Here is an 18,460-nt window from a genome sequence, read left to right on the forward strand (position 1 = left end):
AAGTTCCTTGAAGGTTTGGATGGCGGACATTCGTTTCAATGAGATCCACCCAATGTTCGCTCTTCCAAGCGCTGTAGAGTATTACTCCGCGAATTGCCTGAGTATCCGAAATGGAAAAAGTATCAGAAAAGTCTCTTGAACAACCCCGCTCGTGGAACACCCATGCGCTGCTCACCCGCATGGCATTGGATGAAGATCATGAATCCATGCTGAGGAGCCAGGTTCAGGTCACTGCAATTGAAGAATTCTTTACGCGGGCACAGGACGACATTGCCCGGTCGGCAAAGTTGTTCAGAGATCTGGTGAGCGAGAAAACCGGCTGTAAGTCGATCGAGACGAAACTATCTTCACATCCGTCAGCGACTCAAATTCTCGAAACGCTCAGACTCAACCCCACGTACATGTTTTCGTACGTCCGAATCCTCAGACCTGAAGAGGTTTCCCCCCTCACTCTCCACGACCCCGGACGAAATGGACCTCCGGGAGGTATGTACGTACCGACTGCTCAGGGGACTGACATTTCGGTAATTGATATTTTGTCGACGTATGCTGACGAGCCGGATTGGGGAATGGACCAGAATCTGTTTCCTATTGACGAATATGGATTTGGCAAGGCACCCTTTGGAATGGAAAGGGGCAAGAGCTCTCAAGCTCCGTTTCATATGGCATTCTTGCACGAGCACGTCATGGTCGGGAGAATTGTGCCCGATCTGAAGAAGAGTTTCATGTCCGAGCGTATTACGTTCTATTTTGCCCTTGCACGGATAGCGTTTTCTCATGGGATACACTATTGGGGATGGCGTTTCACAGCCTGGGCCATGCATTATCTCCAGGATCTTACGCAACCGTATCATGCAAAAGCATGGCCCGTAGTAATCCGGCCACTCATAGCTCCCGGGTTTTTGCTTTCCAAGGTTGCGAATCGCACGCTGAATCTCGGACTTTACCTCAAGAATCATCATCTGCTCTTCGAGGCAGTCATTCATTTCATGTTGAATAAAATTGTGAAAGAAGATCCACCCCATCCGTTCAGGAGCGCTCTCCTGGACGAAAACCATCTTGCTTTCGGCAATCTTGCATTACTCATGGCAGGATGCTCTGACTTTGCTGCAAACCATGCCGGCATGATCGATTCACTTCTGGTCCGGCTGATATTGGGCTCCAGTTGGAAAGACCCTGAATATTTTTTCGTGCAGGATCGCGATTTTCACGTCGAGACTCTTCTTCCTGAAGTCTCGATTGCGCGGCCGCATTTATTGGATCAATTTGTCGAACTCGTGAGCAAATGTCTGGCCGTTACCGGACAGGTCACCAGAGACGCCGTGCGCTCCGCTTCTCATTGAGCGATTCCAGACACAATTCTGGACTGATTTCATACCAGTGCGCGTTCAAGAGTAATCCCGCCATCGGCGGGAGCAAATCCGGGACCGGCATGCCTCCGAAGCGAAGTCAGCCACGCCAAGGCGTGGCGTTCGTAGCGAAGGAGATTTGCCGGGACCGGCAAATAACAGGTTTCTCAATATTCCCTCTATGAAAGCACATTGGTATCATGCAGCGTCCGAACGGTCGGAAGATGAGCCGGATGCTCGTGTATCGTCCTGCTTCCAGATGGGCGCCATCAGTCGCGTCATGGCGTCGATGTGCTCCCTGAGCCATTTGTCTGAAGGAAATCTGCCTCTGGAAACACTGTTGCGCATCTCCTCCACGAGCGGATGTTTCGGAAAGCGCTTTTGAAATTCCTCGTAAGCTGCGGTAAACTCACGGAACAGAGAGGCCATCACTATCTCCTGATTATAAACGCTTTGTTTCTCAACCTACTTATCTATAGACTCTAAAATTAACATTAGGTTTCATGATTTTTATATTGTGATTATTTTTGTTTTTATCAAAATTACGGCAGATGTCAGACTTTTTGTCCGATTGCGAAATGCGCTTCTCGGAAATCGGTAGGTGCCGTGCCTCCGTGCCGGCACATTTCTCATAACAAATCGACCAGTTCGGCCCGGCAGAGACGCCGGTGCCCTACCGTTTCTTATAAAGGATAGGGTGCCTAAAAGTTCAGAAATTATCTCAACTGCTGTATCTATAGTTTCGCGATTCTTGCATGGTCGAGTCCGCGCGTGGAGCGCGGGCCGTTGAGTTTTTCGAACTTATTGATTCGGCTGGCTTTCGAATAAATTCTCAGCGAGAAATGACTCCTTCGAGCTGCTGCCAGCATGTCTGAAAAGGTGAACGACTTTTTCCGGCAGTACCAGGGAGCCGGGTCGGCAACGAGGTTCTTTGCAGTGACGAATTGCCCAACGAACCAAAGCACTACAAAGCAGTAGGCCCAGTAAGCAAACATAGGGGCACGGGTTACCGAGGTCTCTTTCCGACACTGAGGTTCAGCCGCACCCAGGAGGTTCTTGGTCTCTCGATTGGTCATCTCAATGCTAAAGCGTGCAGCGTAGCGCTCGATAATCTGCTGTGGTGCAGCCTGAGGGTCCGTATCGAAAAACACCATATTGGCATGGTGGCCGGCCGGGTCATGGCACAACACGATCGAAAGAGGCTGTTGCCCTGCGCTATGATACCATAGCGCCGTGAACTGATGTATCAGGAGCTTAGTTTGTTTTCCATAGCAGAAGACCCTAATCTCATTCCACCCCAGATTGGGGTCCTGGAACATCGTTTCCAGGGAGGGCAGTCGAGCGCCTCTCTTGCGAGGTCTGCCCATCACTGTAAATGGAGCAGGTTCCAGCACAGCGAACAAAGCTGCATCCTTTCTCAGCCTCCCTGTAATGTGCACATTCTTGGGTCGTGCTTTGAGGATGGTATCGCAGCAGTATCCCAGGTCGAACACAATTCTCAGTCTTTCTCCCTCTTGGAGCCATGAATGAGTCAGATTTATAAGATCCAATCCAAGTTCGGGTTTTGTCTTGTAGGGCAGGCTCTTGGGATTAAACTTGGCCTTTGGCGGCCACCAAAGGCGGGCAGCGTATGGCAGACAAAACATGCGATCGCTGATGCCGGGAAGGCGAATCGCCAGTCCTATGATGACAAAGCACACTCCATACCCCTTTTGCTTAGTATGCTTTGGGAGTGAACCATCATGCTGCCAGCCCGCGCCACAGATCTTCTTGCCAGTGTGCTTGTTCAAGGTGTCGTCAATCACCACAAGGATCTCGATCCCTTCTGCAATCAGCGTTTCTACCAACATTCTGAAGACGAAATAGGAGACAAAGTCAGTCTCCCATCGTCCCTTGCCGAGGAATCGGTAGATGCTGGCGAAGTGCTTGGATTCATGGAGTCTCATGGTCAGAATCACCTGGCTGATAGTGTGCTTGCCCATAGTGAGCACCCAACCGACCACCAGCGCAACGAAGATACGGAAACTCGGTGCGCTGAAACACGCTCTGAAATGAATCTCGTCAATCCCGAACGGATCTGGTATAGATCTCTTCAACTGGCGTTCCTCCTTCCCAGAATCTTTCACAAAACCGGGTATGTGCGGAACGCCTTATTTTTTCAAGGATTATCTCACCATCTAACCGTCCAGAATACAAAAAGGGCGAAACTATAGGCTGTATAGCTGTTATCGAAAGTCTTGACGGAATCCAATGCCTGCAATGGGAAGAATCAGTAGCGCCGGCGTCCCTGCCGGCGATAACTTATTGCTTTGTTTGGTGAATTGTTCGCCGGCACGGAGGCCGGCGCTACCAATTGCTGGGAACTGCTCTTCACAATCCGTGATTACTTTCGAGAATCGGTATAGATGAACGAGAGGGCTGTGACCTGCAAAGCATGATGAGCCGGAACAGAAGATGCTCGAGGAGTCGGACGCAAGAACAAAAAAAGGCGACCCGAAGGCCGCCTTTGTGCGAGGGGAACGAACTGACTAAGAAACTCGGAACTTGTATACTTCGTTCGTCTTGGGATCTATCACGTGGACAGCGCACGCGATGCAGGGGTCGAAGGAGTGCACTGTACGCAGGACTTCCAACGGCTTCTTGGGATCGGCAACCGGTGTACCGATAAGAGCGTTCTCAACGGGTCCCTTCTGGTTCTTGCCGTCACTCGGACCAAGGTTCCAAGTAGAAGGCACCACTTGCTGGTAATTCTTGATCTTGCCCTTTTCAATGTTAACCCAGTGTCCGAGGGAACCGCGTGCCACGTCATTCATGCCTGCACCCTGGCCATTGGTGCTCTCATCCATTTTGTACGGCGTGAAGGTTTTGGTGTCACCCTTCTTGATGTTCTCGACGAGTTCCATAGTCCACTTTTCGGCAGCCTTGGCGTTGACGAGGCACTTGATGCCACGAGCGGCAACTCGACCGAGAGTGGAGAACAGTGCATCAGGACCGACTTCCAGCTTCTTCAGGACGCCATCCACGGTGTCTTTGATCTCTTTGTTTCCGCCAGTGTAGGATACGAGACACTGAGCCAGAGGACCGACTTCCATGACCTGTCCGTCGTATCTGGGTGCCTTGATCCAGCTATACTTGCCGTCTTTGGACTTGGTGTCGGGAACAGCGCCTTTGAGCTTATCGCCCGTGAGAGGCTTGGTTTCTCCGACTGAGGGATGCAGAGGTTTGTCTCCCTCATACCAGGACCGGGTCACTTCTTCGGTGATTTTCGTGGGATCGACCTTCACGAGTTTCAATTCGCCATTGACGATGGCGCCGCGCGGGAAATAGAAGCTGTCGGGCTCGACATCGGACTGCGGGAAGTCGCCATAGGCGAGAAAATTCTTGTTACCGCCGATCTTTGCCCAGTCCTTGTAGAAAGAAGCCACTGCCAGAAGGTCCGGAATGTAGACTTCTTCGATGAATGCAATTTGCTCTCTCAGCAGGAAGAGATACTGAGAAATGCGGTCAGCATTGAGCTGCTCGGCAACGGTGACTCCGCCGGGAAGATGTCCTTGAAGATGCGGGTTCTTGGCACCCCAGATAGCAGTCATCTGAGCGGCAAAAACCTGCTGGCGCAAGTTATCCAGGTAATGGCCGACTGCCATCAGGTTGGCTTCCGGGGGAAGCTTGTATGCAGGATGTCCCCAGTATGCGTTTGCAAAGGGTCCGAGTTGTCCGGAATCGACGAAAGCCTTCAGTTTGCCCTTGAGACCTTCATAATATTTTGTGGTCTGGGGTCTTCCACTCACTGCACCGGACAGATCCGAAGTCTTCTTGGGGTCTGCGCTGAGCGCTGAAACCACGTCGACCCAGTCGAGAGCGCACAGTTGATAGAAGTGCACCGGATGATCGTGCATGTTCTGAGCAGCATGGGTAAGATTTCTTACCAGCCGTGCATTGGTCGGGACCTTTATCTTCAGGGCATCTTCAACCGCCCTGACAGAAGCGAGTGAATGCACCAGGGTACAAACACCGCAGGATCTCTGGGTAATGAGGTGAGCGTCTCTCGGATCTCTGCCCTGGAGGATAATTTCCAGTCCGCGGAATAGTGTTCCGGTGCTCCAGGCGTCTTTCACCTTTCCATTTTCGACTTCGACTTCTATGCGCAGGTGACCCTCAATTCGTGGGATCGGGTCAACGACGACTCTTGCCATTTTTTTGCTCCTTTTGAAAGGTTTACCTCACTGGAGGGCTTCGAAAAGTTCGTATTTATTTCGCGACGTAGAATGGCGCCATTTCATCCCAGAATTTGGGTTCGCTGCATCCGATGCAGGGATGCCCCGCTTCGATGGGCCAGTTTGTGCCTTGATTCCATTTGATTTTCGGACAGTTGTGATAGGTCTTGGGACCTGCGCAACCGACCTTGAGCAGACACCAGCCCTTGGCAGCTCCTTCGTCTCCGAATTCTTGCACGAACTCTTCGTTCTCGTAATGACCTCTTCTGGGGCAATTGTCGTGAATCAGGTATCCGTAAGCAAACAGAGGGCGACCTAGATCGTCGACAGCCGGCATCTTCCCGAAGAGCAGGAAGTGCACCACAGTGGCGACCATGTTGTCGGCATTGGGCGGACACCCTTCGAGGTTGACCGTTTTGATCCCGATTGCTTCAGCGACGCTCTTGCATTCGGTGGGGTTGGGTTTCGCAGCGGCAACACCACCTGAGCAGGCGCAGTTTCCGACTGCAATTGTAGCCAATGCGTTCTTACAGACGTGATTGCCGATTTCCAGGAATGTCTTTCCATGAATCTTGCCGTACACGCCCTTGTCTTTTGTGGGGATCGCACCTTCAGCGATACAGATGAACTTACCCTTATTGTCCTTGACGGTTTTCTCGAGGATCTCTTCGGCCTGATCGCCCGCTGCGGCCATAATCGTTTCGTGGTAGGCCAAGTCTATGGTATCGAGTATGATATCAGCGGCCCAGGGGTGAGTAGATCGGATGAAAGACTCGGTGCATCCGGTGCATTCGGCGAAGTGCAACCATACAACCGGGGGTCTCTTCGCTACAGCATGGGCAATTTTGGGAACAAATGACATGGGAAGTCCCAGGACTGTCGCCATCAGTCCGCAGAACTTCATAAAGTCCCTCCGGGAAACGCCTTTCAATGCCAACCGTTCGGGAACATCAATAAAGCTGTCCATTAGTAACCTCCTTGCATGGACTGGTTGAAAAACTATCCCTCACCTGGAGAATCCGTTTTACTCCATGAGAACCAATGCGAGTTCCAAACCTGTTTTAGACTACTGTAAGAAAGTCGGTAATATCGGGCAAAAAAGTACCATACTGCACCCGCCGATTCTTTAGAATACTTGGCCTGAGCCCGAAAATCAAGAAAAATACGCTGTAATTTCAGCGTGCTACATCTTGACAGGACGTGCCACCAGCCGTAGTTCCTAAATACTTCCCCTTACCGCATCCAAGGTAGCGTCTATGTCCGCATCACTGTGAGTAACATTCACAAACCAGGCTTCAAAAGCTGACGGGGCAAGATACACACCGTTGTCCAACATTGAGGCAAAAAAACGGCTAAATTCAGTGCGATCCGCTCCAAGAGCTTCTTCGTAACACGTTATGGGACCAGGGTGAAAAAACAGCGAAAACATCGATCCCACCCGATTAATCGTATGTACCACTTTCTTCTCATCTAATATTTGCTTCAATCCATCAGTAAGGCGAGAGGCCTTAGCTTCCAGCTCAGGATAAGGATTGTCCCGTTTCAGAATCTTCAACATAGCCAATCCCGCAGCCACCGCAAGTGGGTTACCGGAAAGAGTACCTGCCTGATACACACCTCCTACCGGAGCCAGATGATCCATAATGTCGCTGGAGCCTCCGAAAGCTCCCACCGGAAGCCCTCCCCCGATAATTTTCCCCAGGCACGTAATGTCCGGCGTCACACCGTAGTATTCCTGAGCACCCCCAGGAGCCAATCGAAATCCCGTAATCACTTCATCGAAGATCAACAGCGCCCCATCCCGGGTACAGAGCTTTCGAAGACCCTCCAGAAATCCTGGATTCGGGGGAACCACTCCCATGTTTCCGGCGACCGGCTCGACGATAATTGCTGCCAGACGATTCGGGTTATCTTCGATCTCGGATCGCACCGCCTGCAGGTCGTTAAAAGGTACTACGACCGTCTGCTGTACTACGTTTCTCGGAACCCCCTGAGAATCGGGAACCGAAAGAGTTGCCGCACCGGAACCTGCGCGAGCGAGCAGGCCATCGCTATGACCGTGATAACAACCGGAAAACTTCAGGATCTTTTCTCGTCCCGTGACTCCTCTGGCCAGGCGGATGGCACTCATGGCCGCTTCAGTGCCCGAATTCACGAGCCTTACTTTCTCTATGGAAGGTACCATGTCCGCGATTGTCTGCGCCATTTCCAGTTCCTGGCGAGTAGGCGCACCGAATGAAGTGCCCTTACGCATGGCATCCGAAAGTGCATCGACGATTTCGGGATGCGCATGTCCTAAAATGAGAGGGCCCCACGATCCCACGAAATCTATGAATTCGTTTCCATCCACGTCCCTGATTTTCGAACCGCTTCCCGATTGTATGAATCGCGGAGGCAGGCCGACGGATTTGAAAGCTCGCACAGGCGAATTTACACCTCCGGGTATGACCGCTTGAGCTTTCTCAAAGAGCGCTTCTGAAGTGCTGTTGTTCTTCATGCAAAATCACCTTATATCAGATCTTCTTCATCGAAATAGGTCATGCTGACCTTCTTCAATTCCCGTTCGCTGAACAGGATTTCATAGTCCGTTATCCCCGTTTGCTCGGACATGCTCTTTATGGTTTCGAGACAACCTTCTTCGGATGCAGCGTGCACCATGGTAAAGAGTGTAAAACCTTTGTCCCCGAACGGAGGTCGTTCGTAGCAATGGGTAACTTCTGGAAATGAGGCAAGGAGGTTTCCCACCTCTTCCACACGTTCAGGTTCAACCTTCCAGACCACCATCCCATTAAAACCGATTCCAGCCTCGATATGGCGGATCATGGCGCCAAGACGCCTTATTATTCCCTGGTCGAGCATACTTTTTATCCGACGAATCACTTCATCTTCGCTCACATCCAATTCACGGGCCATGCAGGCGTACGGTTCAGGTGAGTCCCCCAGGTCTCCCTGTAAAGCAATCAGAATCTTTCGATCGACGGAGTCCAATTCCATGCGGCAATACTCTATGATATTCTATGCATAATCCGATTACTATACACCGTTATGCCCGTGAAAAACAGTGAAAATACAGATTACGTCTGCATAGTGTTTCCCATGGGAATGGAACAGTTTCCGTTTCTGCAGAGGCTCGAGGTCCGCAAACGTTGGAGATCGGGACATGCCGTTTATCGCGAAGCCTACTTCGAAGGCCGTACGATTCTCGTAGTGCGATGCGGAATTGGGCCGGAAAAAGCTGCAGCCGCCATCAGAAAGCTCGCAACGAAACCGAAGGCCGTGTTGAGCGCAGGGACTGCGGGGGGACTCGTTCCCACCCTGGAACGGACTCATCTGGTAGTCTCGTCGGAAACCGTATATGGACACGATCCGGCATCCATCTTACACTGCGATGAAGACCTGGTGAGAGATGTCTCCCGTGCGTGTACGCTTGAATCATGTTCCATGAGTGTTGCGCGCCTCGCAACCGTGCGAGAAGCCGTGTTCCCCCAAGAGGACCGAAAAAGATTACACGTGGAAACCGGAGCTCTAGCGGTAGATATGGAGAGCCATGCTATCGGAATCGAAGCATGCAGATTGGATGTTCCTTTTGTATCTCTTCGGGTTATTTCCGATGATTTTCATTCTCACCCTCTGCCCGGCATCCGGGAGACTCGCATACAGTGGAACGCCCCCTGCAGTTTACCCGGCGTTCTCAGGGCCAAATGGCATCGTCATCTTTTTCTCAGGAGATTTGCTTCTTCCATAGAAATACTTCACCCTGTGCTTGTGAGAATAGTTCGACAAATCTGTCCCCCGCCTCGATTAAGTGGATAGGGTGTCCAAAAGGTTAAAAATTATGTCAACTGCTATATAGCCGTTGATATACTTTATTCAAAATTGAACAATTATGCCATCAAGGCAAAATAAAAAATTGACTTCTTGCATTCCATTGTTTTAAGGTAACATTGCTAGCCTTGAAATTCGCCCGGCGGAACGACCGTATCCTCCTTGTTGGAGCCATACCCTTTTGTCTTAGCCGTCGGGCTTCTTTTTTGGCAATTCCATGACATCCGGCATGCTACAAATTCTTTCGATCAAATGTCACATATACAGATGAGGGTCACTGCCGATCAGTGAGAGAAGGACGGTACAGAGTGCTATGAGTGACGACAGTTCGACTCCCAATATAGATCCTGAACAGCCGACGGTTCAGGAAACCACAGCGCAGGAAATGCATTTGCGCGAGAGTCGAGCGGATCTCGTACTTTTCCTTGGAATCCTTTCTCTTTTCATGTGCGGTCCTCTGGGAATTATTGCCTGGATAGTCGCCAATTCGGACCTGAAAGGAATTCGGGCCGGAACGGTGTCTCCCCGACGGACGCGAATGCTTAAGACCGGAAAAGTTCTAGGCATACTGGGGGCAATTCTGTTCGTGGTCGCCATTGCAGGCGTTACCTTCACGGTACAGAAATATGATGGATTACCGGAGCTGTTGGGACCGCGACCATTGAAATCGAATCAATTCCCTTTTGTCGGAGAATGGTACGGAAACCAGGGAACGTATATTAAGATTTATCCTTCAGGCAAAGCAGATTATGTAACAGCGAATTCCCGGGTGCGCGGGGGAACTCTTACTATCACGGAACAAACATTGAGCATCGGATTTTTCGGGTTTTCAAAAACCTGGCATATAGAACGTCTTCCGGAGCATGCAAACGGATACTATGCAATGCAGTTGGACGGTGAGATATTCGTGAAAAAGAGTGAAGATATTCTGGTCCGATTCGACTGACCCAGACTAACCGAGTCCGTCGAATCGGTGTAAATGCATGATCTATTTTTTCAACAACTTTCGGAAGTGATAGCCGAATATCGCGTGGGATACTGCTTCTCCGAACGACTGACGATGAAAGAGGAACGCCTTTATCAAGAGCTTCCAATAGTAAATTTTGTTCTTGCCCTTGTCCAGAATACCCAGATAGAGAATTGAGTTAAAAAATGCCCTGATCTCCAAAAGCTGAAGACGTCTTCTGCGTACGGGCCGGTAATCCTTGAGGAATTCCAGAACCCTGTCATAGTACTCTCGTGGTGAGTAAATATAATTCAACACCGTTTGGTACCCGTCTCGTAAGATCTGAGCATCCATTTTGGGAATAAAATTCAGCGAACCGTCACAGTTATCACCAGTACAACCCTGTATAAGACGGCCTTCCGATTGCAGTCTCTTGTACAGGCGAGTTCCCGGAATAGCATTCAGAAGACCGATCATTGCCTTGGAAATGCCGCTATTCTGAATGAACTTGATCTGGCGCTCGAAGATGTTGGGAGGATCGTTGTCAAATCCGATAATAAAGCCGCCCATTACCTCCATGCCATGTCGCTGAATAGTCTTCACCGCCTCAAGGAGGTCTACGGATCTATTCTGGTGTTTGCCGCATTCCATGAGACTTTCTTCAGCCGGCGTTTCAAGTCCCAAAAATACACTGTCGAATCCCGCGGAGGTCATCAACTGCATGAGTTCCTCGTCCTGGGCGAGATTCACTGAAGCTTCCGTAAACAGAGAGAACGGATATTTTTTCGCTATTTGCCATTCGGTAAGGGTTCTTAGCGTAGACTTCACTTTCACACGATTACCGATGAAGTTGTCGTCAACGATGAAAAGGCGTCCTCGCCATCCCAGGTTATACAGGATTTCGAACTCGCGTACCATCTGTTCGTTGGATTTTACCCGCGGCCGGCGACCGTTGAGATTCACTATGTCGCAGAATTCGCAGTCAAAGGGGCATCCTCGTGAGTATTGCACGGACATGGATGCATACAATTTCATGTTGAGCAGTTCCCATTTGGGAAGAGGCGTTTTCGTGATATCCGGTTTAATATCCGAGTCATACACGCGTTTGGCACGCCCTGCTTGAAAATCCTCGAGAAACAAAGGAAGCGTTATTTCAGCTTCGCTGAGCACGAAATGATCTATTTCATCGAATTCATTCCACATGCTGGAAAACAGCGGACCGCCTGCAATCACCAGTTTCCCGGCGGCTTTGGCACGCGAAGCAACGTCCTTTACGGATTCCCGTTGAATCACCATAGCCCCGATGAGCACCACATCGGCCCAGGCAATATCGCGATCGCTGAGATCCTGCGCATTCATGTCAATGAGACGCAACTGCCAGTCTTCGGGAAGCATGGAAGCAATGGTCAACAGACCGAGAGGAACATGGGCCGCTCTCTTGCGGATGAATTTCAATATGTGCTTAAAGCTCCAGAAAGTATCCGGAATAGCCGGATACACAAGTAATGCTTTCATTGTTAACTCCTTACCGCTGACTAATTCGTTGAAGTAGATCGTTTTATAAGAGATTCAAATAAAGCCGGTGCGACAAGGCGCCACTCAATTCTATTTTTGTCCTTTACCCGGTAATTGCTTGAGTTGTTGACCGAGCGGAGAGTCAAAATACTTAAGCAATTCGGAATCAGGCCGCAACATCAAAGAAGTTTCTGTTCCGAAAATCTTTTTGTACGCTTCAAGATGCCTTGTGAAAGAGAAGAAATTCTCGTCTTTTCCGTACGCATCTGCATAAATTGCAGTAGCTTCTGCATCCCCTTCTCCGGATAAGACTTCGGATTGCCGGTACGCTTCCGCGAGAATTATCTCCTTCTCTTTGTTGGCGTTTGCGCGGATTTCCTTTGCTTTCTCCTCACCTTCAGCCCGGTAACGTTTTGCTATCCGCTCACGTTCGGCTTTCATGCGGGCGAACACGCTATTTTGTACCTCTTCCGGTAAATCGACACGTTTAATACGGACGTCAATTACCGAAATACCAAATTTCGACGCGACATCGGCGGTGCCAGCCGTTACGTGGCGCATGATCCGTTCGCGTTCCTCTCGGATGAAATCTTTGAAGAAATGATTTGCGATTTCCTGTCGCAATCGCGCTGAAATAATATCATTCATCCGCGCAATTGCTCCCTGATAATTCTGGACTGTCTGATAGAAAATCAGTGGGTCTTCGATTTTCCAGCGTGAGACGGTGTCGACCGTGAGTCGCTTCTTATCGAGCGTAATGTATTCCGCAGGCCTTGCTTCTGCCACAAGGATTCGTTTGTCCAGTAAAATGAGATCCTGAATGAGCGGATACTTGAAGTACAATCCCGGCTGACGAATAATGCGCATGGGCTTTCCGAACTGCAGGATCATCCCCTGCTCACCTTCAGAGATGACGAAAGCCGATTGAGCCAGGACCACCAAAATTATGATTATGGCGAGTACTACTCTGATCATGTCCTAATTGCCTTTCTTTTCCGTCGACTTTTCTTGGTCGGCGGGACTGGACTGCATCATCGCAGCACTGGGGGGCGTAAGCGGAAGAACAGGCAATACTCTGGAACTTCCATTCTCCATTATGTACTTCTTGGTTCCAGGAAGGAACTGCTCGGCGGTTTCCAGATAAAGGCGCTCTCGCGTGACACTCGGCGATTTCACGTATTCCCGCAGGACAGTCGTGAACCTTTCTGCATCGCCTTTTGCACGGATAACACGCTGCGCTTTGTAGGCTTCAGCTTCGCGAATGGTTTGCTGCGCCTGACCTCTGGCTTTGGGGATGACGTCTTCTCTGAATCCTTCAGCTTCTTTTATCAGGCGTTCGCGATCTTCCCAGGCTCGAACAACATCATGAAATGCCTCCTGCACTTGAGCAGGAGGATCGACCACGAGAAGTCGTGCCTGAGTAACCTTCAGCCCTGTATTGTACGAATCGAGAAGTCGTTGCAGGTATGTCTCAACCTTCTGCTGAATCTCAAGGCGGCCCTCTGTCATCGTATGATCGATGGTGTTTTCCCCGACGACTCCACGAAGCGCCACTTCAGCAGAGGTCTTCAGCGCATTTTCGGGGGCATCGGCACCGAACAGGAACTTGACCGGATCTTGGACCAAGTATTGAACAAACAGTTGAACATCCACTATGTTTTCGTCACCAGTCAGCATGAGCGATTCCACGGGAACAGTCCGCGTCCTGTTGCGGTCGGACCTGAACCCGATTTCTGCACGCCGGACCTTGGCAATATCCACAACAGTATGGGACATGAAAGGTTTAGGCAGCCGATATCTTAATCCTGGATCGGTGATGGAGTGCACTTCTCCGAACATGAGGACCACGCCTTTTTCGCCGGGTCCCACGATATAAATGCCCGAAGCAAGATATACAAGGAAAAGAATCAAAATAAAAAAGAAAAGTCCGCGGCCTTTCAGGAACCGGTCCATTAAAGCTCTGAAATCTTCTACGCCGCGTTGTAGATCGCGCACAGGGTTAGGATCTTCTCTCGGCCTGAATTGGTCCATTGTCCCTCCTTTGAACCACCATCCCCCTTTTATAGTTCATGACCGATGGGAAAGCAAATATCTCGTACCTTCGTTCCCAAGGGTCTGATATAACAAAATCAGGCAACGATCCGACTTGACGCTCCACAGATCACGGATGAATACTGGTGCGACTTCTAATACCATTTCGCAGTTATGCATATATCTATAGTTTCGCGATTCTTGCATGGTCGAGTCCGCGCGTGGAGCGCGGGCCGTTGAGTTTTTCGAACTTATTGATTCGGCTGGCTTTCGAATAAATTCTCAGCGAGAAATGACTCCTTCGAGCTGCTGCCAGCATGTCTGAAAAGGTGAACGACTTTTTCCGGCAGTACCAGGGAGCCGGGTCGGCAACGAGGTTCTTTGCAGTGACGAATTGCCCAACGAACCAAAGCACTACAAAGCAGTAGGCCCAGTAAGCAAACATAGGGGCACGGGTTACCGAGGTCTCTTTCCGACACTGAGGTTCAGCCGCACCCAGGAGGTTCTTGGTCTCTCGATTGGTCATCTCAATGCTAAAGCGTGCAGCGTAGCGCTCGATAATCTGCTGTGGTGCAGCCTGAGGGTCCGTATCGAAAAACACCATATTGGCATGGTGGCCGGCCGGGTCATGGCACAACACGATCGAAAGAGGCTGTTGCCCTGCGCTATGATACCATAGCGCCGTGAACTGATGTATCAGGAGCTTAGTTTGTTTTCCATAGCAGAAGACCCTAATCTCATTCCACCCCAGATTGGGGTCCTGGAACATCGTTTCCAGGGAGGGCAGTCGAGCGCCTCTCTTGCGAGGTCTGCCCATCACTGTAAATGGAGCAGGTTCCAGCACAGCGAACAAAGCTGCATCCTTTCTCAGCCTCCCTGTAATGTGCACATTCTTGGGTCGTGCTTTGAGGATGGTATCGCAGCAGTATCCCAGGTCGAACACAATTCTCAGTCTTTCTCCCTCTTGGAGCCATGAATGAGTCAGATTTATAAGATCCAATCCAAGTTCGGGTTTTGTCTTGTAGGGCAGGCTCTTGGGATTAAACTTGGCCTTTGGCGGCCACCAAAGGCGGGCAGCGTATGGCAGACAAAACATGCGATCGCTGATGCCGGGAAGGCGAATCGCCAGTCCTATGATGACAAAGCACACTCCATACCCCTTTTGCTTAGTATGCTTTGGGAGTGAACCATCATGCTGCCAGCCCGCGCCACAGATCTTCTTGCCAGTGTGCTTGTTCAAGGTGTCGTCAATCACCACAAGGATCTCGATCCCTTCTGCAATCAGCGTTTCTACCAACATTCTGAAGACGAAATAGGAGACAAAGTCAGTCTCCCATCGTCCCTTGCCGAGGAATCGGTAGATGCTGGCGAAGTGCTTGGATTCATGGAGTCTCATGGTCAGAATCACCTGGCTGATAGTGTGCTTGCCCATAGTGAGCACCCAACCGACCACCAGCGCAACGAAGATACGGAAACTCGGTGCGCTGAAACACGCTCTGAAATGAATCTCGTCAATCCCGAACGGATCTGGTATAGATCTCTTCAACTGGCGTTCCTCCTTCCCAGAATCTTTACACAAAACCGGGTATGTGCGGAACGCCTTATTTTTTCAAGGATTATCTCACCATCTAACCGTCCAGAATACAAAAAGGGCGAAACTATAGATATATAGGAATTGCCAAAACCAATGCCCGATTGAGGACAGGGATACTGGTAGGTGCCGTGCCTCCGTGCCGGCACGTCTTCAATATGATCAATGATATCGCTAAAATGGACCGGCAGGGACGCCGGTCCCCACCAATATCCTGTAATTCCACACGCGGGACAAACGACGAAATTTTTGGCACTGACTATAAGATAGCGAAGGCTCGGGGATGAGTTGGTAAAGCGCTCTGCTATACATGAAAGGTCAAGTGAACGATAAAAAAAAGGGACGAAATAGGGATCGTCCCTTGAGGAATTGTAGCGATCAGCCGAATGGTGGGTTATTCGCGAATATTTGTTCCTTTTGAAGAGTGCTGTTACGGCATCCGTCCGTTTCGAATTTCCAGGAGGGCCCTGTTAAACATTTCTCTTGCCTGTAGCTTTCTTTCCTGAAGAGCGGCTCGCCACGCGTCTACTTTCTCAATTGCTTCTTCTTCCCAGGGTAGCCAGCTTGAAGCTTCCCGTTTTCTGATACCTTTTTCCAGGTCTTCCGGTATTGGAGGGTTACAGCATTCCTTATAGTGGCCCTCAATTTTGCGGAGAAACTTGAAAAGCTGCTTCATCTGCTTTTTTGTCAATGTGCGATCAGGCTCATCTTCTCCGAACACTTCCTTGCGAAAGCTTACGCTGTTTTCCGTCTTCAGTTCCTCAATAAGCTTCTTCAGGTACTTGTAGTTACGATTAAAATCATACGAATCCAGAACCCCTGCGGAGGAGACGTGAGACGCGCTCTGAGTCATTGGGCACTCCTTTAGACTGTTATTTATATGTGTACTGTAATGATTACTGACAGAATGTAGAGTTGAGCGAACCCCATACACCTAATCATATCACCGGAGACGCACTGGTTGGCGTCTCAAACTCATGGGGTGGGCTCCTATCACCCCGTTCGCGGCGAGTCAAGAAATTATTATTGCTCAAACGCGAATATTGTATCTTTTATCTTTTTCTATTTCGCGAATATACCTTAACTTATTTCTCTAAATCGCGATACATTGAACCACTTTTCGCGCGGCGCGACACAATCGCGCTTAGCACTTTTGGGAGCGTATTTCCCACCGCGCGCATTTTCAGAGCGGCGAGAAGACTGAACTTTCATGTATCTATTCCCCCCGTTTCCTGAAATCTCATTGTTTTGGATGTACAGGAAATGGTGCTCCAGGACTGGATAAGGGTAGAAATTGCCGGAATTATATAATATCCGGTTGAGAATAGGAGTCTTGGTGGGTGCCGTGCCTCCGTGCCGGCACATCTTCAATATACAATGATATCGATAAAATGGACCGGCAGGGACGCCGGTCCCTACTAATATCGTGTATTCGAGTGCAGAACAAGCGTCATAATTCTTGGCAAATCGCTCTACATCTGGAGTTTCGGGGAATCCGTCGGACGAGCCCACTCCTGATATCATTACGCGTCTTGCGCGGTTCCGGCGCGTATTGCATCGTCGATCAATCTGTCGATCTCTTGTTCCGTCATCAATTTTTCAGCGAGCACTACTTCGCGGATTGTCTTTCCTTCGAGAAAAGCTCGTTGCGCTACCTTCGCGGCCCTTTCGTACCCAAGGACCGGGTTTAATGCTGTGGCCATGGCAAGGCTCTTTTCGATATTGCTTCGGCATTTTTCAGCATTCGCTGTGATGCCCGTTACACATTTGGACGTGAAGCGTCTGGCCACAGTATCCAGGAATTCAATAGATTGCAGTAAATTGTAAGCTATCAAGGGAAGCATTGTATTCAGCTCGAAATTACCCCACTGGCCTCCAAGCGTTATGGCAGTGTCATTTCCAATCACTTGAGCGCACACCTGTATGACTACTTCAGGAATAACAGGGTTCACTTTTCCCGGCATGATAGAAGAGCCGGGCTGCAGAGAAGGTATGTTGATTTCCCCTATTCCGCAGCGCGGCCCGGAAGCGAGCCAGCGAATGTCATTTGCAATCTTTATGAGACTTACTGCCAGCGTCTTGAGCGCTCCGCTGGTCTCCACTGCTGCATCCTGAGCAGCTTGTGCTTCAAAGTGATTGAGTGCCTCGCGAAAAGGAGACTGCGTTTCTCGAGAGATGAGCTCGATCACTCTTGGAGCAAATTCCGGATGCGCCTGCAACCCGTTACCGACAGCAGTTCCGCCGAGAGCCAATTCTCCGAGCCTATCTTCCAGGGACCGGAGTCGAGCTATGCCTAATTCGATTTGTCTGGCATATCCGCTGAACTCATTGCCCAGCGTAACCGGAACCGCATCCTGGAGGTGGGTCCTGCCGATTTTGTGAATCGTCGAGAATTCTCTCGCTCTATCCGCTAAGGCCTTCTGCAAATCTTCCAGCGCAGGGATAAGACGGGTACGCAGCAGGACTGTTGCCGCTATGTGAATCGCTGTGGGAATCACGTCGTTGCTGGACTGCCCTTTATTCACGTGATCGTTCGGGTGGACCGGAGATTTACCCCCCCTTTTACCAGTGAGCAGCTCGTTTGCCCTTCCGGCAACAACTTCATTCACGTTCATATTGGTGGACGTCCCGCTCCCCGTCTGAAACACATCAAGCACGAATTGATCGTCCAGCTTGCCTTCGACCACTTCAGTTGCAGCTTGAATAATAGGTTCCGCGATATCCGCGGGAAGCAATCCCAAATCTCGATTGACCATCGCCGCGTACTTCTTGATCATCCCAAGCGCCCTGACAAATGACGGCTGGAAAACAAGCCCGGAGGTGGCAAAGTTCTCCATCGCTCTCTTGGTCTGTGCACCATAGTACGCGTCCTCAGGCACCAGGACCTCGCCCATACTGTCATATTCTTTCCTGTGTCCCATGCTCTGCCCTCCAACAATTCAGGAGGACTCATACTGCATCCCAGTCATAGAAGAAAATCGGGGAGGAA

15 protein-coding genes are annotated in these 18,460 nt (G+C 50.2%); 3 read left to right on the forward strand and 12 right to left on the reverse strand.

All coding sequences use genetic code 11. The features are described 5' to 3' along the window. Window positions 1-110 precede the first annotated feature (110 nt). Complete coding sequence (locus tag DESTI_RS18600; protein ID WP_014811514.1) at window positions 111-1,343, forward strand: phospholipase C/P1 nuclease family protein; 1,233 nt, start codon at window positions 111-113, stop codon at window positions 1,341-1,343. A 204-nt stretch (window positions 1,344-1,547) separates the two neighbouring features. On the opposite strand, the gene DESTI_RS18605 is transcribed toward DESTI_RS18600, so the two are convergent. The 6 genes from DESTI_RS18605 to ahbB all read right to left on the reverse strand — a co-directional run bounded on the left by DESTI_RS18605 (window position 1,548) and on the right by ahbB (window position 8,557). After that, window positions 1,548-1,778: a hypothetical protein gene (locus DESTI_RS18605; protein ID WP_014811515.1), complete on the reverse strand. Its 231-nt coding sequence runs from the start codon at window positions 1,776-1,778 to the stop codon at window positions 1,548-1,550. Window positions 1,779-2,083: 305 nt separating this feature from the next. Further along, window positions 2,084-3,445, reverse strand: a complete 1,362-nt coding sequence (locus DESTI_RS18610) for an IS701 family transposase (protein ID WP_014808181.1) — start codon at window positions 3,443-3,445, stop codon at window positions 2,084-2,086. Between the two features lie 432 nt (window positions 3,446-3,877). After that, entirely contained in the window at window positions 3,878-5,542 is a 1,665-nt protein-coding gene (locus DESTI_RS18615) for a nickel-dependent hydrogenase large subunit (RefSeq protein WP_014811516.1), read from the reverse strand. Window positions 5,543-5,597: 55 nt separating this feature from the next. Further along, a complete protein-coding gene (locus tag DESTI_RS18620) occupies window positions 5,598-6,530 on the reverse strand; it encodes a hydrogenase small subunit (RefSeq protein ID WP_014811517.1) in 933 nt (310 codons plus the stop codon). Window positions 6,531-6,782: 252 nt separating this feature from the next. Further along, window positions 6,783-8,060 carry a glutamate-1-semialdehyde 2,1-aminomutase gene (gene hemL / locus DESTI_RS18625; RefSeq protein WP_014811518.1) on the reverse strand — a complete coding sequence of 426 codons (1,278 nt, stop codon included), beginning with the start codon at window positions 8,058-8,060 and terminating at the stop codon, window positions 6,783-6,785. A gap of 11 nt (window positions 8,061-8,071) precedes the next feature. Then, window positions 8,072-8,557: a siroheme decarboxylase subunit beta gene (gene ahbB, locus DESTI_RS18630; protein WP_014811519.1), complete on the reverse strand. Its 486-nt coding sequence runs from the start codon at window positions 8,555-8,557 to the stop codon at window positions 8,072-8,074. Between the two features lie 57 nt (window positions 8,558-8,614). Here ahbB and DESTI_RS18635 point away from each other — a divergent pair, with 57 nt between their 5' ends. Beyond that, the gene (locus DESTI_RS18635) at window positions 8,615-9,376 is read left to right on the forward strand and encodes a 5'-methylthioadenosine/S-adenosylhomocysteine nucleosidase family protein (RefSeq protein ID WP_157212204.1); all 762 of its coding nucleotides are present in this window, start codon (window positions 8,615-8,617) and stop codon (window positions 9,374-9,376) included. A 325-nt stretch (window positions 9,377-9,701) separates the two neighbouring features. Beyond that, window positions 9,702-10,334 carry a hypothetical protein gene (locus tag DESTI_RS18640; RefSeq protein WP_014811521.1) on the forward strand — a complete coding sequence of 211 codons (633 nt, stop codon included), beginning with the start codon at window positions 9,702-9,704 and terminating at the stop codon, window positions 10,332-10,334. A 42-nt stretch (window positions 10,335-10,376) separates the two neighbouring features. On the opposite strand, the gene DESTI_RS18645 is transcribed toward DESTI_RS18640, so the two are convergent. The 6 genes from DESTI_RS18645 to DESTI_RS18675 all read right to left on the reverse strand — a co-directional run bounded on the left by DESTI_RS18645 (window position 10,377) and on the right by DESTI_RS18675 (window position 18,392). Further along, the gene (locus DESTI_RS18645) at window positions 10,377-11,849 is read right to left on the reverse strand and encodes a B12-binding domain-containing radical SAM protein (protein ID WP_014811522.1); all 1,473 of its coding nucleotides are present in this window, start codon (window positions 11,847-11,849) and stop codon (window positions 10,377-10,379) included. A 90-nt stretch (window positions 11,850-11,939) separates the two neighbouring features. Continuing rightward, window positions 11,940-12,824 carry a protease modulator HflC gene (gene hflC / locus DESTI_RS18650; RefSeq protein WP_014811523.1) on the reverse strand — a complete coding sequence of 295 codons (885 nt, stop codon included), beginning with the start codon at window positions 12,822-12,824 and terminating at the stop codon, window positions 11,940-11,942. Between the two features lie 3 nt (window positions 12,825-12,827). Next, on the reverse strand, window positions 12,828-13,880 hold the full coding sequence (hflK, locus tag DESTI_RS18655; protein ID WP_014811524.1) for an FtsH protease activity modulator HflK: 1,053 nt from the start codon (window positions 13,878-13,880) through the stop codon (window positions 12,828-12,830). 184 nt (window positions 13,881-14,064) lie between these two features. Next, entirely contained in the window at window positions 14,065-15,426 is a 1,362-nt protein-coding gene (locus DESTI_RS18660) for an IS701 family transposase (protein WP_014808181.1), read from the reverse strand. A 475-nt stretch (window positions 15,427-15,901) separates the two neighbouring features. Continuing rightward, window positions 15,902-16,324, reverse strand: a complete 423-nt coding sequence (locus DESTI_RS18665) for a hypothetical protein (protein WP_014811525.1) — start codon at window positions 16,322-16,324, stop codon at window positions 15,902-15,904. A gap of 670 nt (window positions 16,325-16,994) precedes the next feature. Beyond that, window positions 16,995-18,392 (reverse strand): class II fumarate hydratase, encoded by a 1,398-nt coding sequence (locus DESTI_RS18675; RefSeq protein ID WP_014811527.1) that lies wholly within the window; start codon window positions 18,390-18,392, stop codon window positions 16,995-16,997. Between the last annotated feature and the right edge of the window lie 68 nt (window positions 18,393-18,460).

Origin of the sequence: Desulfomonile tiedjei DSM 6799, assembly GCF_000266945.1 — a bacterium.
GTDB lineage: Bacteria > Desulfobacterota > Desulfomonilia > Desulfomonilales > Desulfomonilaceae > Desulfomonile > Desulfomonile tiedjei.